This window comes from Thalassotalea psychrophila, assembly GCF_031583595.1.
Lineage (GTDB): Bacteria > Pseudomonadota > Gammaproteobacteria > Enterobacterales > Alteromonadaceae > Thalassotalea_A > Thalassotalea_A psychrophila.
Genome location: NZ_CP134145.1, coordinates 212,789 through 228,482, shown reverse-complemented (window position 1 = coordinate 228,482; position 15,694 = coordinate 212,789). Strand labels below are relative to the sequence as shown.

The window sequence follows — 15,694 nt, the reverse complement described above, 5'->3', positions numbered from 1 at the left end:
TCTATACTTTTTACAATAAACAATAATGTTTATCTGTACTCTTCTAAGTTCCAGTTACCAATATCATCTTCGGTACCTGCTTCACCATCAGGTCCAACACTGAATACGTCAATGTTGCCATTTTCACCTGGATTTAATAACAAGTACTCATTACCCCACGGGTCCATTGGCAGGCGAGGTAAATATCCGCCTTCAGGAAAACGCCTTGGTAATGGCTCAATGTCAGTTTCTTCAACTAGAGCTTCCAAGCCTTGTTCAGTTGTTGGATAATTATAATTAGCCATTTTATAAAGCTTCAATTGTTGCTCTATTGAACTTATATCCGAGACAGAAGTTTTAATTTTTGCGGTATCAAGGTTACCCATTAGGTTTGGTACAACCATGGCACCTAAAATCCCTAATATTACGATAACTACCATTACTTCCAGTAAGGTAAAGCCTTTTACTTTATTGCGTTTATCTTTCATTTTTACTACCTAAATTAATGTATTTAATTGCATTATTGGCTGAATAATGGCCATAACGATAAAAAGTACTACTGCTGCCATGCTTACCATAAGTGCAGGTTCAAAGACTTTTAGTGAAATACTCACTACCGCTTCAAATTCACGGTCTTGGTTATCAGCAGCCCTACCTAACATGTTTTCTAATTCACCAGATTTCTCACCACTTGCAATCATGTGTAACATCATTGGCGGAAACAGTTTGGTTTTCTTTAATGAAGCGTGCAAGCTTGTGCCTTCACGTACTTGAGCTGAGGCTTCTTCTACTTTTTCGGCAATATGATCATTAGTTAATACTGCGCCAGCTATTTTCATGCTTTCAAGTAACGGTACTGCACTTGCAGTACATATACTTAATGTGCGGGCAAAGCGTGCTGTATTCAAGCCTCTGGTAACTTTCCCTATGATAGGTAAAGACAAGGAACGTCGATGCACCATCATTTTAAAGGCTGGCTTTTTCATCATTTGCTTAAACAGCACACTGGCAATAAAAATAAGGCCAATAATATATAATATATAGTCTTGTAAGAACTCACTCACCGCGATTAAAAACGTGGTTGTGCCGGGTAATTCTTGGCTCATATGTTCAAACTGCCCGACAATTTCAGGCACTACCGCGACCAATAAAATAACAATAACTGCAACTGCTACAATAGTCATAATCACTGGATAAATGAGCGCTTGCACTAATTGTGATTTCATATGTTGACGTTGTTCAGTGTAATCGGCTAAACGGTTCAACACATTATCTAAATGACCCGATTTTTCACCTGCAGAAACCATTGCTCGGAATAGATTATCAAACACACTTGGAAATTCAGCCATAGATTCGGCTAAACCATAACCTTCGGTAACTTTTGAACGCACCGACATGATCATACTTTTAAGCTTATCTTTGTCACATTGTTCAGCAACAGCCATCAAAGCTTCTTCTAACGGTAAACCTGACTCCACTAGAGTTGCTAATTGACGAGTAATTAAAGCTAACTCACCTGCCGATATTTTCTTTTCGCCAAAGCTCGGACGATTTGCCTCTTTCTTAGCTTTTTCTAAGCTCGGTGTTACCTCAATAGGGATAAGACCTTGCTCACGCAAAAAGCTTCTCACCTGCCGAGCATTATCGCCTTCGGCAACACCTTTTTTATTTTTACCGCGAGAATCTACCGCTTGATAATCAAATGCTGCCATAACTAGTCTTCTCTAGTTACTCGTAAAATTTCTTCAAGTGTGGTTTCGCCATTTAACACTTTTCCAAAACCATCATCACGAATACTAGGTGTATGATCACGGATCATTTTCTCAATCGCTTGCTCACCAGCATTGTTTTGAATTAGCTCTCGTACATTATCGTCAACTACTAATAATTCATGGATACCCGTACGACCTTTATAACCTAAATTTTTACACTTTTCACAGCCAGTAGCTCGATAGATCAAATGTTCTTTATTATCAGTTATACCAAGTAATTTAGCTTCTTCTTCAGAAGCAACGTGTGCCTCTTTACAATGCACACATAACGTTCTTACTAAGCGCTGTGCTAAAACCCCAATCAAACTTGACGATAACAAGAATGGTTCAATACCCATATCTTCTAATCGAGTAATAGCACCAGCAGCTGTATTAGTATGTAAAGTTGATAACACTAAGTGACCGGTTAAACTTGCTTGCACTGATATTTGTGCAGTTTCTAAATCTCGAATTTCACCAACCATCACTACGTCAGGATCTTGACGCAAAATAGCACGTAAACCACGAGCAAAAGTCATGTCTACTTTACTATTAACTTGTGTTTGACCAATACCTTCAATAGAAAACTCAATTGGATCTTCTACCGTTAAGATGTTTCGTTCATTGGCATCAATTTGAGTTAAACCTGCATATAGCGTGGTACTTTTACCAGAGCCGGTCGGACCGGTAACCAAAATAATCCCATGTGGCTTACTTATAACACTGGTAAAGGTTTCCCGCCCTTTATCGGTCATGCCTAAATCTTGTAAATTTAAACGAGCGGCATTTTTATCTAATAAACGAAGAACTACACGTTCACCATGGCTTGATGGCATAGTAGACACACGAACATCAACGGCACGGCCACCTATTTTCAAAGAAATCCGACCATCTTGCGGAATGCGCTTTTCCGCAATATCAAGTTTTGCCATAACCTTGATACGTGAAACTAACATTGATGCCAGCTTACGATTAGGTTTCAATATTTCACGTAATACGCCATCAACACGGAAACGAATTTTTAGTACTTTTTCGAAGGTTTCTATATGAATATCAGAAGCATTTTCTTTGATCGCTTCTGACAACATGGCATTAATCAATTTGATAATAGGTGCATCATCTTCATTTTCAAGCAGATCTTCAGCTTCATGAATTTCATCGGCAAGTGAATACAGATTTGCTTCGTTGCCAATATCTTCCATCATTTGCTGTGCTTCAGATGAATCACGTTGATATGCAATTGTTAGTAACTGTTCGAACTCTTCGGCGCTGTGATTTGCCACACTGAATCTACGCCCTAAAAAACGGCGTATTTCAAGTAAGATATCTACCTTTAATGTATCGGTAACATGCACGATTAGATCATTTTCATCTAATTCAACTAACACACTATGGCGTTTGGCAAAACCAAACGGTAGTTGATATGGCAAGTGCTGAATCTCTTCTTCAGCGAGTTCATTTTGAGCAAATAATTCCTGCTCTGTCATCACTAAAGAGTCTTTATTAACGCTACTGTCTGCAGATAATAAAGTGTCGGTGTTACTCATTTTCACCCGCTTGCTGCTCAGCTTCGGTTAAATCTTTACTTAACTCTTCTATCGCACGTTCTTCCATATATTCATCAAACGTAGGCGGTAATTCTAAATCGTTTTTCCACTCAGGCAGTAACGGTAAAACCGCATCATCCATTAACGCTAAACCATTTTCTTGCTTGCGAATTTGGTCTGCACGAATGTAGTTATATTTTTCTTTTGATATTGACTCCATCAAGTCACCATCACGAATAATTGTTGGCTTTAAAAACACCATCAAATTACGTTTGCGGGTTGTACTACCCGTTGAACGGAATAAATGCCCAATAATAGGAATATCACCCAAAATTGGTACTTTCTGCATACTTTCTTGTACGTCTTCATCAATTAAACCACCAAGAATAATAGTAGAGCCACTATCGGCCATTACTGTGGTTTTAATTTCACGTTTGTTAATTGAAACATCAACACCTGTTGCGCCACTTACACTAGACACTTCTTGTTCAATTGTTAATTGTACGCCCGAGCCTTCGTTCACTTGTGGTGTTACTTTTAATTTAATACCCACTTCTTTACGGTCAACGGTTTGGAACGGGTTGGCATTATTGCTGCCAGTAGCTGAACCAGTAATAATTGGAATTTCTTGACCAACAATAAAATACGCTTCTTCATTGTCTAGTGTGGTTATACTTGGAGTAGCTAGAATATTTGAGTTAACATCAGAGCTTACGGCTTGCACTATCGCGCCCCAGTTGTCTTCAACCACGCCAAACATCATGCCATTCACATTGCCAAGCAACTGAGCAAGAATAGTAAAATCACCGTCAGTATCAGGGTTTGTAGTCGTTACCGGGTTACCATTACCATCTATGGTAGTAACAGTAGTACCTTCTTCACCCTCGGCAGCAATTGCTCCTGCTGCTACTCCACTTATTGGTACAATGCCATTATTAAACTGGGTAAAACCGCCTTCTTCATGAAACCATTGCACACCTAATTGTGCGCCATCAGATTCAAACACTTCAACAATAATAGCTTCAACAAGTACTTGTGCACGGCGAATATCTAATTGGCGAATAACTGATTCAAGTGAACGCAGCATGTCTGGTTCTGCAGTAATAACTAAGGTGTTAGTATCTTCATGCGAATCAATGCTTATATTACGAGTACCAGAAGAGCGGCTACGACTTGTTGATGTTTTAGAAGTAGTTTTTGACGCTGTAGCACTTTTTTGCATACTGTCGCTGACACTTTGCAATATAGAAACGAGATCTTCAGCTTTTGAATATTTTAAGTAATAAACTCGAGTATTACCTGATGATTCTAATTCGCTGTCTAATTTCTCGATTAAACGGGCAATGCGCTCACGAGCCTGACCTTCACCGCTAATAATCACTGAGTTAGTTCTATCGTCAGCAACTATTTTAGGAATTAAAAATGCTGGGGTATCAGACTTACCTGAAGTTGGTTTATTGATATTTTCAATGATACGTACCATTTCACCGGCTGAAGCATACTTTAACTTCACAATTTCTACGTCTTGATCACCAGCTCTGTCAACACGAGTAATAATATTTACTAAACGATTCACTACTGCAGCAGTACCGGTAAGCATAATTACGTTTGATGGTTCATAGTGAACTACGTTACCACCACCAGCTTGGTCACTTAACTGGCGTAGTAATGGTGATAATTCACGTACAGATACATTTTTAACTTCAACAACACGAGTAACCATTTCGTCACCCATGCCTGGGTTGTCATCACCAACAACGGGAATTGAAGCACTTTTGGCGTCTTTATTTGGAATGACTTTAATAACGTTGTTTTCCATTTCAACAACGGCAAAGCCATAAACTTCTAGAACGTTTAAGAAAAACTGAAAATACTGCTGTTCAGTTAACAGGTCATAACTACGTACATTAATTTTACCGCGAACTTTTGGGTCAACAATAATAGTTTTCTTTAGGTTTTTACCAACAATGTTGATAAATTCAGTTATTTCTGTGCCTTTAAAATTAGGTGAATACTGTGCGGCAGACGCAGACGCTATACATAAAGTACAGGCCATCGTGATCGCTGCTAATATATTTGCAAAAGCACGTTTAAACTGTTTTGCGCTAAGGTTCATGCGCATGAAACTCTCCAATTAATTATTTAAGCCTAAAGAAACGTCGTGTAATTCACCGTTTCGTTCTACTAATATGTCTACATGTTCTGCTTTACGCAGTTCGATAAGCGCTTTTTGGGCTTCTCGCATATCGGTCAAATCTTTACCGTTAATTTGTATAGCAATATCACCGGGTAATAAGCCTACCCCGGCAAAAAATTCAGGGTCTTTACTTGGCATTAAACGATAACCTTTTACTTTGCCGTCTTTGCGATAAGGCGATACTTTAATGTAATCAGTTAATTTACCTGGATTATCTAAAATATCGGCTCGAGCTTTAGCAACTCGCTCTTTAATTCGTGCACTCTTTTCTGGGTCGGTCGCGTTTTTGTTAGTTAAACTTGTTTTAGTTCTAGTTTTAACAACTTTAGGGTCAGACTCAGTTGTCACAACCTCACGACCATTACCTTGTGTATATTCAAAGCCATCTAACATTAACGTTTCCATACGGCCTGATGATTGAATAATAACCCGATCGTTTTGCACCTGTTTTAATATTGCCCGGGTACCTTCTATCTTGTCATCAATTCCATATGTCTCTTGTTTACCCTTAGATTCAATTATAGCAGCTGCAGTTGTAGGGTCGTCAGAAGCAACTAATCCCGTTAACGTAAGTTTTAAACGAGTTTCTGGCGCGGATTCAATTTTTTCAGTCTGTTTTACAACAGGTTGTTCTTTGTTGTATTCGCCAAACAAATTTAAACTACGAATTGCTGATGTATTAATTTGTCTACTAGAAGTACTTGTAGATGATTTAATCGCTGCCGTAGATGATTTGGTTGCACCTTCAGGATAAAGCGCCCAAGTAAAATTGGCACTCCAATAAGCGATATAAACTACCAACAAAGACATTAGCACTTGTGTCAGTCGTTTTTGTGGCACTTGTTGCCATAAAGACTGTAACCGAATTGTAATTTGCGCTAAATCCATGATGTTTTTTAAATACTTATATAAAGATTAAAATTTTAACTGCTCCTGATAATACGTGAGCAAGAGCGCCACAACAAGTTAGAATGAGCATTTTTTTTGTCTTATCTCATAGGTTTACAGTTGGTTTACATATTTGTTGTCACCTATAGTTTACAGACAAGCATATTCACCAAAAAATTCACTGCAATTTAACCCCTACAGCTTTTTCTTAACAAATGCAGTTTGAACAGGTGCGTTTTCGTACATTTTTCATCCAACTAATGAGGTAAAATATAGTCGAACTTGTGGAGAATTGCTCCTAAATATGTTAACTTTCGCGCAAATTTACTGGGGGCATAAGCATGGGCAAGCACCAAGATAAAGATTTATCAAATACCGAACACTTTCGTCTTGATAAGTGGCTATGGGCTGCTCGCTTTTATAAAACTCGTGCCATTGCCAAACAAATGATTGATGGCGGCAAGGTGTTTTACAACGGCCAACGCAGTAAATCGAGTAAAAATGTCGTACTTGGTGACAAAATTAGAATTCGCCAAGGCTTTGATGAAAAAGAAATCACAGTTATTGCCCTAGCAGATAGACGCCGTGATGCAACTTTCGCGCAAACACTTTATGAAGAAACTAAACAAAGCATAGAAACGCGAGAAAAAGTGAACATAGCAAGAAAACAAGGCACCTTATTAAGCCCGGCAAGTGACAGTAAACCAGACAAAAAACAGCGTCGTAAATTACGTGAATTTAAAGAAAGGATATAATTAGTGACCACTAATACTGATGTATTAAATCGTTATTTATTTGATAACACCCATGCGCGTGGTGAGTTAGTACAACTAGATAAGAGCTTCAAAGAGATCATAACCAACCATGACTACCCTGCGGAGGTAGTTGAGTTGCTTGGCCAATTAATGGCGGCCACATGTTTGTTAACTGCAACATTAAAATTTGAAGGCGAAATTTCAGTTCAAATTCAAGGTAATGGCCCGGTTAAATATGCAGTAATTAATGGTAACAATTTACAGCAAATGCGAGGTATCGCCAGTATTGAAGGCGAAATAAAGGGCTCAAGCCTGCATGATTTAATGGGGAAAGCCAATATGGTTATCACCATTATTCCTAAACAAGGTGAACGTTATCAAGGTGTTGTAGCTCTTGAAGGTGAAACCTTAGCGCAGTGTTTAGAGCATTACTTTGCAACATCAGAACAACTGGCCACTAAAATATGGTTATTTGCTGACGCTAATAAAACTCAAGCGGCAGGATGTTTATTGCAAGTTGTTCCAGATTCTGATGATAAACAACAGCAAATGGACGACTTTGAACATATATGCCAGTTAACAGCAACAATAAAAGCTGATGAGTTATTTACTTTAGATGCGAATGAAGTGCTTTATCGCTTATATAATCAAGAGCAAGTTCGCCTATTTGATCCGCAAGCGGTAAGTTTTGTTTGTGGTTGCTCTGAAGACAAATGTTTAGCCGCTATCGCTAATATGGGTAAAGAAGCCATTATTGAACATCTTAATGAGCACCAACAAATCAACATAACCTGTGATTTTTGTAAAACCAATTACCACTTTGATCAAGCAAAATTAAACCCACTGCTTAACCCAAACTAAGCACTAATTTTATATAAAATCCTTATGTAAAATGGTGCTAACTTATAGCTAACTATCCCAGTACAGCTATTGTTAGCGCCTTTTTTGTAACAACCTTGAAAAACTTTCATTATTGACTACATTTTATCTTTTAATCTCTTAACAATTTCGTTACTATTCAAACAATATAAATGTTTTTTAGACTTTTTACTCTAACGCGGCCAGGAGCTTGTCAAAATGACTACTGCGAAGACCATCGATTTATCGCAATACGGTATCAACCAAACAGCTGAAATTGTTTACAATCCTTCTTATGAATTATTATTCGAAGAAGAAACTAAAGCTAGCCTTGAAGGCTATGAAAAAGGCACAATCACTAAATCAGGTGCTGTTGCTGTTGATACGGGCATATTTACGGGTCGTTCTCCTAAAGATAAATACATCGTTCGTGATGACGTAAGTCGCGATACTGTTTGGTGGTCAGATCAAGGTAAAAACGATAACAAACCAATGACACCTGAAACATGGTCACATATTAAAGGTTTAGTTACAGAACAACTTTCAGGAAAACGCTTATTTGTTGTTGATACATTTTGTGGTGCCAACGATGATACTCGCTTAAAAGTGCGTTTTATTACTGAAGTTGCATGGCAAGCGCATTTTGTAAAAAACATGTTCATTCGTCCAACTGATGCAGAGCTTGAAAACTACGAGCCTGATTTCATTGTAATGAACGGTGCTAAAACAAATAACCAAGATTGGCAAGAACACGGATTAAATTCTGAAAACTTTGTTGCCTTTAACTTAACTGAAAAAATGCAGTTAATTGGTGGTACTTGGTATGGCGGCGAAATGAAAAAAGGTATGTTCTCAATGATGAACTACCTATTACCTCTTAAAGGTATAGCCTCAATGCACTGTAGTGCTAACGTTGGTAAAGATGGAGACACAGCTATATTCTTCGGTTTATCAGGAACTGGTAAAACAACATTATCAACAGATCCTAAACGTCAGCTAATTGGTGATGACGAACATGGTTGGGATGATAATGGTGTATTTAACTTTGAAGGTGGCTGTTACGCTAAAACCATCAACCTAAGTGCTGAAAACGAACCAGACATTTTTAATGCTATCCGCCGTGATGCGTTATTAGAAAATGTAGTGGTAAACAGCGATGGTGAGATTGACTATGATGATGGTTCAAAAACAGAAAACACTCGTGTTTCTTACCCTATTCATCACATTGAAAACATTGTTAAGCCGGTTTCTAAAGCTGGACACGCGAAAAAAGTTATTTTCTTAACTGCTGATGCATTCGGTGTATTACCTCCTGTTGCAAAGTTAACACCGGCACAAACTGAATATTACTTCTTATCAGGGTTTACGGCTAAATTAGCCGGTACTGAACGTGGTATTACTGAACCAACACCAACGTTTTCAAGTTGTTTTGGCGCTGCATTCTTAAGCTTGCACCCAACTCAATATGCTGAAGTATTAGTAAAACGTATGCAAGACGCTGGCGCTGAAGCGTACTTAGTAAATACTGGCTGGAATGGCACAGGTAAGCGCATTTCAATTAAAGATACCCGCGCAATTATTGACGCCATTCTAGATGGTTCAATTGATAACGTTGAAGTTCAAACATTACCAATGTTTAACTTAACTGTTCCTAAAGCTCTACCTGATGTAGATAGCAGCATCTTAGATCCCCGAGATACTTACACTGATGCAAGTGAGTGGAATACGAAAGCTGAAGACTTAGCAAAACGCTTTGTAAATAACTTTGATAAGTTCACTGACAATGACCATGGTGCAAGTTTAGTTGCTGCTGGCCCGCAACTATAACGTTTTAATTTAGAATTTATTGATTAACAAAACCTGCTAATTGCAGGTTTTGTTGTTTATGGGGTATGCAAAACCTTTGAGACCAAAAAACATGGAAAATTTAACAATCTAAACTACACTTGCTGATCTATTATCATTACTTTGGAGTGAGTGCGCCCCCGCACGGAAAGCTTTAAAACGGATTTTGATTTGGCGCTTATACCAATTTCATTAATAAAGTGAACTTGGTATTAAATGACTATGACCATATTAGACAGACAGGTATCGTTACAACAAAACCTATTTTATGCCTTACAGAAATATCGAATTTTCTGGTTTATTTTATTGTTAACCGCCACCTTAGATTATGTTACTACCCTACAGTTTATGCTTAATGACAGTATTGCTTTAGAAGCCAATTTAGTGATTCGCTATTTAGCTTATGAATTTGGAATATTTCAAGGAGTAATGATTGGGAAATCTTTACAGATATTCTCAGCGATGGCTTTTTGTGCACTTTCGAGAGAACTATCAAGAGCTGTGTTACTACTGATTATATTATTAAATTGCCTGGCTATATTTATTAATACTACCTTTAACTAATGTTGTATACCAAGCCCATTAATTATCTGCTCATTTTTACTGGTTAAAATGAATAACTACTGCGTTATAAAACCTTTAAGTAGAATACTACTTATAAAATTTTATGCCTTGTATTTATCCCTTTTTCCTCACTAAAAAGTAGATCACATAGTTAATGGAATTGGTATTAGCTTAATGGCAATTCAACTGTAGCCACTAAACCACCGCTGTTGCGGTTTTTCAATGTGACTTTACCACCATGACCATCAACAATTCGTTTTATAATAGCCAGCCCTAAGCCACTACCTTCAGTGCCCCTTGCTGTATCACCTTGGGTGAAAGGTTGAAATAAACGTTCTATTTCACTATCGCTAATACCAGGGCCATTATCGGCAACGTTAAAGTAGGCTCTGTTGGTTTCTTGATTAATACCACTGCTGATCTCAATGTCATTGCTTGAATATTTATAAGCATTTTGAATTAAATTAGCCAATACTCGTTTCATTGCTGCATATACCATAGGGATCTCAACTTGTGGACCAAGCTGCAAGTGAATATTTCTATCTTCAACACTTTCAAGTTCAACCACATCTTTTATCATCTGGTTAAAGTCAATTGGTTGTGTTTTATCCATCATATCATGACGTATATAATCAATAAATTGATCGATAATGGCATTCATATCGTCAATATCTTTTTCGATACCATCTTTTAGATAGTCTTCATCTTCACTCATCATTTCACTAGCAAGGCGAATACGAGTTAAAGGCGTACGCAAGTCGTGAGAGATACCGGCCATAAGCAAACTACGATCGGCCTCTAATTGTTTTATTCCTTTTGACATATGATTAAAAGCTCGAGTTACAGCAGTGACCTCTGTTGAACCTTGCTCTTTTAATGGTTCAGGAAATTGTCCTTTACCTACGTCGATGGCGGCTTTTTGTAAGGCCTTTAAAGGTCGATTTAATTGTCTAATAAACAACCAACCACCGGCAACACTTAATACACCGATTAATACCAAATAAAAAATTAGGGGATAGAAACTAGCTTCATCTAGACCATGCAACGGGATTTTAACCCATAAGCTTGGCGCTTGTGGCGGCCTGATCCAGAATAAGTATTCGTCACCTTGAGATATCCTAACTTCAGCCTCGCCTTCAAGTAACTCACTCATTTGCATAGACAAGTATGGATAATAAGAAGCTTCAGCTAAGCCTAGCATTAAAGCGTCTTGTTCACGATAAACACCAATACCGGTTTCTTTATGAAATGCCTCTGCTAGCTGAGGATTAAATTTTGAATTACCACCATCAATAAATACCACTTTAACTTGCTTGGCAAGCAGCTGATTTATTTGCTCAAGGTTAGGCTTAATAACGTATATGGCGACCGATAGATATGACACGACTTGGTTTATTAATAGCAAAAAGCCAATCAATAATACGGTTTGGCCAAAGGCACTACGTGGTAATATTTTCATTTGTGATCAGACTAATTAACCAACACTACTACCATCAGGGACAAACACATAGCCAAGTCCCCAAACAGTTTGAATATAACGTGGGTTAGCAGGGTCTTGTTCAAGCATGCGACGTAAACGAGATACTTGCACATCAATACTGCGTTCTAGCGCAGAATAATCTCGACCTCGGGCTAAATTCATTAATTTATCCCGAGACAAGGGTTCTCGCGGATGAGTAATCAATGATTTTAATACCGCAAATTCACCACTGGTTAATGGCATAGATTCTTCACCTTTGCGCATTTCTCGCGTCGCTAGGTTTAATGAAAATTCACCAAACTCAATGACTTCTTCTTCCAACGATGGAGCGCCAGGTGCTTCTTGAGTTTTACGACGTAGTACAGCTTTAACTCTCGCCAGCAATTCGCGCGGATTAAAAGGTTTAGGCATGTAATCGTCAGCGCCAAGTTCCAAGCCGATAATACGATCAACTTCATCACCTTTTGCGGTCAGCATGATAATTGGGATTTGATTTTCTTGTTGACGTAAACGACGACATATAGATAACCCGTCTTCTCCGGGTAGCATTAAGTCAAGCACCAATAGATGAAAATTTTCACGCTCTAGCAATCTGTCCATTTGCTCGGAGTTAGCGGCACTTCTAACAACGAAGCCCTGCTCAACCAAATAGCGTTCTAACAATGCACGTAAGCGCATATCATCATCTACCACTAATATTTTCGGGGTTTCCTGTCCCATAAGAGCCTCTATCACTTAACGTTTATATTTACTTATAGTATCGACTATAAGCTAATTTTGTTATTTTTCAAAAGCTAATAGTCTTTTATGTCGCGCTAGATTGTTACAAGTTATGAATGAAGTAAGCAATGATTCCTAATTAACTGAAGATTACTAGGTCTGATATTCAATTTTATTAATAAACCAAGAAACTGGACCATCTGGTGTCATAACCTCAACTTCATCATCGACTTCTTTTTTTAAGAGTGCTCGCGCCATAGGTGAGTCGATAGAAATATAGTCTTTGGCATCACCGTATATTTCTTCCGGGCCAACAATACGAAAGGCTTTAATATCTCCACTCTCATTTTCAATTTCTACACGTGCACCGAAAAAAACTTTGCCATCTTGTTGGGGAGAGTAATCAACAATTTTTAAATCTGGCAGAAGTTTTCGCAAAAATCGTACACGACTGTCTATTTGACGTAGCACGCGTTTATTAAAATGATAATCAGCATTTTCTGATCTATCGCCAAGGCTTGCTGCCCAAGCCACAACTTTTGTAATTTCAGGCCGCTTCACCCGCCAAAGATAATCTTCCTCTTTTTGCAGTTGTTGATAGCCTTCGCGGGTTATTAATTTTGTTTTCACGACATAAACTTCTTAAATTTGATCAAGACTATACTGTATAATCGCATTATTATAATTTTCTTCAGATAAACAGTATATACCCGTGCGATTTTAAAATGCAGTTTCGTATGGGAATTAACATTAGGATTATTGATTAATGATAAACATTTCGCAACAAATTGCCGCAGAATTGAACGTTAAAGAAGCACAAGTTAATGCTGCAATTTCATTGCTTGATGATGGTTCTACCGTGCCATTTATTGCCCGTTACCGTAAAGAAGCGACTCAAGGATTAGACGACAATCACTTACGTCACCTAGAGCAACGTTTAACCTACTTACGCGAATTAGGTGAACGTAAGCAGCTGGTATTGAAAAACATCAAAGAGCAAGGCAAGTTGACCGATTCTTTAAAGCAACAAATAATTAGTGTCGATAATAAAACTGAACTAGAAGATTTATATCTTCCATATCGCCCTAAACGCCGTACGAAAGGGCAAATAGCAATTGAGGCCGGCCTAGAGCCTTTAGCAAACAAACTTTACCAAGACTGGTCATTAGATCCGGAACGGGAAGCGGCCAGTTTTGTTAATAAAGATGCTAAGTTCAATGATGAAAAATCAGTATTAGAAGGCGCTTGTTATATATTAATGGAGCGTTTAAGTGAAAATGCATCATTAATACAAAAGCTACGTAAACATGTTATTAAGCAAGCATACTTAACGAGTAATGTGGTTAAAGGTAAAGAGAAAACAGCGCAAAAATTTAAAGATTATTTTGAACATTCTGAAATGCTCGCCAAAGTACCATCGCACCGAGGTTTAGCGATGCTGAGAGGTCGAAATGAAGGCCTGTTACAGTTGAACCTGGATGTAGATCCTGGCTTTGAAAAAAATGCCGAGTCAAGTTGTGAACAAATTATTCGCGATCATTTTAGTCTACGTCTATCGGCCCAGCCCGCAGCACAATGGTTGAATAAAGTGGTCCGTTTAACTTGGCGTGTTAAGCTTGCATTATCCCTTGAAAATGAATTATTAACCGCGATGCGTGAGCGTGCTGAAACAGCAGCAATAAAAGTTTTCGCCGATAATTTAACAGATTTACTCATGGCCGCTCCAGGCGGCGCTAAAGTGACTATGGGTATAGATCCAGGTATTCGTACTGGTTGTAAAATAGCGATTATCGATGGTACTTCTAAACTGCTATATACTACGACCATTTATCCACATGAGCCGCAAAAGCATTGGGATAAATCAATAAGAACAATATCTACCTTAGTACAACAATACAAAGTCGAACTTATTGCTATAGGTAACGGTACGGGTTCGCGTGAAACCGACAAACTAGCAGGAGAAGCAATCGCCAAACTTGAAACAAATAAGCCAAATAAAATTATTGTTTCAGAAGCGGGCGCCAGCATATATTCGGCTTCAGAATTCGCTGCAAATGAGTTTCCAGACCTAGATGTTTCACTGCGCGGTGCCGTATCTATTGGTCGTCGTTTGCAAGACCCGCTTGCTGAGCTTGTTAAAATTGAAGCGAAGGCTATTGGTGTGGGGCAATATCAACATGACGTCAGTCAAAGTCAATTAAGCAAAACCCTAGATGGCGTAGTAGAAGATTGTGTAAACGCGGTAGGTGTAGATCTTAACAGTGCATCGGTGCCACTATTAAACCGGGTGTCAGGCTTATCTAAAACTATGGCGCAAAACATTGTGCAATTTCGTGAACAAAATGGCAGGTTTGAAAAACGAAGTGAATTAAAAAAAGTTGCTCGTTTAGGGCCAAAGGCATTCGAACAAGCGGCTGGGTTTCTGCGTATTAATAATGGTAAAAACTTACTCGACAGTTCTGGCGTGCACCCAGAAAGCTATAGTGTTGTGGAAAACATCATTACTAAATCTGCAGTGGCGATAAATGAGCTTATTGGCGATTCAAGTTTATTAAACAATCTCAAACCTGAAGAGTTCACCAATGAGCAGTTTGGTTTGCCAACAGTGAAAGATATTATCAGCGAGTTAGACAAACCCGGTAGAGATCCTCGCCCAGAATTTAAAACCGCTACGTTCAAAGAAGGGGTGAATACGATTAACGATCTTGAGCTAAATATGACTCTTGAAGGCGTTATTTCGAATGTGACCAACTTTGGCGCTTTCGTTGACATTGGCGTACACCAAGATGGCTTAGTGCATATCTCGTCGTTAACCAATAAATTTGTTAGTGACCCTCGTGAAATAGTTAAAGCTGGCGATATAGTAAAGGTTAAAGTATTAGAAGTAGACCCAAGCAGAAAACGTATCAGCTTAACCATGCGACTAGAAGAGTCTGCAAATACGAGTAACCAACATAAACCTAAGCAGCAGAACAAGCCGAAACAACAACCGGCTAAAAATCATGTGACGAAGAAAAAGCCTCAGCAACCACAAAACAGCATGATGGGCAATGCCTTTGCTGATGCGTTTGCCAAGGCGAAGAAATAAAGCGGGCTAAAATTGCCTAAAC

The 15,694-nt window shown here is 38.4% G+C and carries 13 protein-coding genes; 5 read left to right on the top strand and 8 right to left on the bottom strand.

Translation table 11 applies throughout. From position 1 onward, the window contains the following. Nucleotides 1-29: 29 nt before the first annotated feature. Genes gspG through gspC form a run of 5 tightly spaced genes read right to left on the bottom strand, consistent with a single transcriptional unit; the run spans nucleotide 30 to nucleotide 6,362 of the window. Complete coding sequence (gene gspG / locus RGQ13_RS01010; protein WP_348391701.1) at nucleotides 30-467, bottom strand: type II secretion system major pseudopilin GspG; 438 nt, start codon at nucleotides 465-467, stop codon at nucleotides 30-32. 9 nt (nucleotides 468-476) lie between these two features. Continuing rightward, a complete protein-coding gene (gene gspF / locus RGQ13_RS01005; protein ID WP_348391700.1) occupies nucleotides 477-1,691 on the bottom strand; it encodes a type II secretion system inner membrane protein GspF in 1,215 nt (404 codons plus the stop codon). A gap of 2 nt (nucleotides 1,692-1,693) precedes the next feature. Next, on the bottom strand, nucleotides 1,694-3,277 hold the full coding sequence (gene gspE / locus RGQ13_RS01000) for a type II secretion system ATPase GspE (protein WP_405054149.1): 1,584 nt from the start codon (nucleotides 3,275-3,277) through the stop codon (nucleotides 1,694-1,696). After that, complete coding sequence (gspD, locus tag RGQ13_RS00995) at nucleotides 3,270-5,393, bottom strand: type II secretion system secretin GspD (RefSeq protein WP_405054189.1); 2,124 nt, start codon at nucleotides 5,391-5,393, stop codon at nucleotides 3,270-3,272. The genes gspE and gspD overlap by 8 nt, the downstream gene beginning before the upstream one ends. 18 nt (nucleotides 5,394-5,411) lie before the next feature. After that, nucleotides 5,412-6,362, bottom strand: coding sequence for a type II secretion system protein GspC (gspC, locus tag RGQ13_RS00990; RefSeq protein ID WP_348391699.1), 951 nt, complete (start codon nucleotides 6,360-6,362; stop codon nucleotides 5,412-5,414). A gap of 341 nt (nucleotides 6,363-6,703) precedes the next feature. Between gspC and hslR the strand changes: the two genes are divergently transcribed. The 4 genes from hslR to RGQ13_RS00970 all read left to right on the top strand — a co-directional run bounded on the left by hslR (nucleotide 6,704) and on the right by RGQ13_RS00970 (nucleotide 10,384). Then, a complete protein-coding gene (hslR, locus tag RGQ13_RS00985; RefSeq protein WP_348391698.1) occupies nucleotides 6,704-7,117 on the top strand; it encodes a ribosome-associated heat shock protein Hsp15 in 414 nt (137 codons plus the stop codon). A 3-nt stretch (nucleotides 7,118-7,120) separates the two neighbouring features. After that, on the top strand, nucleotides 7,121-7,978 hold the full coding sequence (hslO, locus tag RGQ13_RS00980) for an Hsp33 family molecular chaperone HslO (RefSeq protein WP_348391697.1): 858 nt from the start codon (nucleotides 7,121-7,123) through the stop codon (nucleotides 7,976-7,978). A 216-nt stretch (nucleotides 7,979-8,194) separates the two neighbouring features. Beyond that, nucleotides 8,195-9,802, top strand: a complete 1,608-nt coding sequence (pckA, locus tag RGQ13_RS00975; RefSeq protein WP_348391696.1) for a phosphoenolpyruvate carboxykinase (ATP) — start codon at nucleotides 8,195-8,197, stop codon at nucleotides 9,800-9,802. Between the two features lie 240 nt (nucleotides 9,803-10,042). Further along, nucleotides 10,043-10,384, top strand: coding sequence for a hypothetical protein (locus RGQ13_RS00970; protein ID WP_348391695.1), 342 nt, complete (start codon nucleotides 10,043-10,045; stop codon nucleotides 10,382-10,384). A 166-nt stretch (nucleotides 10,385-10,550) separates the two neighbouring features. Here RGQ13_RS00970 and envZ read toward each other — a convergent pair whose 3' ends face one another. The 3 genes from envZ to greB form a co-directional block, all read right to left on the bottom strand. Then, entirely contained in the window at nucleotides 10,551-11,843 is a 1,293-nt protein-coding gene (gene envZ, locus RGQ13_RS00965) for a two-component system sensor histidine kinase EnvZ (RefSeq protein WP_348391694.1), read from the bottom strand. 15 nt (nucleotides 11,844-11,858) lie between these two features. Continuing rightward, nucleotides 11,859-12,584, bottom strand: a complete 726-nt coding sequence (gene ompR, locus RGQ13_RS00960) for an osmolarity response regulator transcription factor OmpR (protein ID WP_348391693.1) — start codon at nucleotides 12,582-12,584, stop codon at nucleotides 11,859-11,861. 153 nt (nucleotides 12,585-12,737) lie between these two features. Next, nucleotides 12,738-13,214 carry a transcription elongation factor GreB gene (greB, locus tag RGQ13_RS00955; RefSeq protein WP_348391692.1) on the bottom strand — a complete coding sequence of 159 codons (477 nt, stop codon included), beginning with the start codon at nucleotides 13,212-13,214 and terminating at the stop codon, nucleotides 12,738-12,740. A gap of 136 nt (nucleotides 13,215-13,350) precedes the next feature. On the opposite strand from greB, the gene RGQ13_RS00950 reads away from it, so the two are divergent. Continuing rightward, nucleotides 13,351-15,672: a Tex family protein gene (locus RGQ13_RS00950; protein ID WP_348391691.1), complete on the top strand. Its 2,322-nt coding sequence runs from the start codon at nucleotides 13,351-13,353 to the stop codon at nucleotides 15,670-15,672. Nucleotides 15,673-15,694 lie beyond the last annotated feature (22 nt).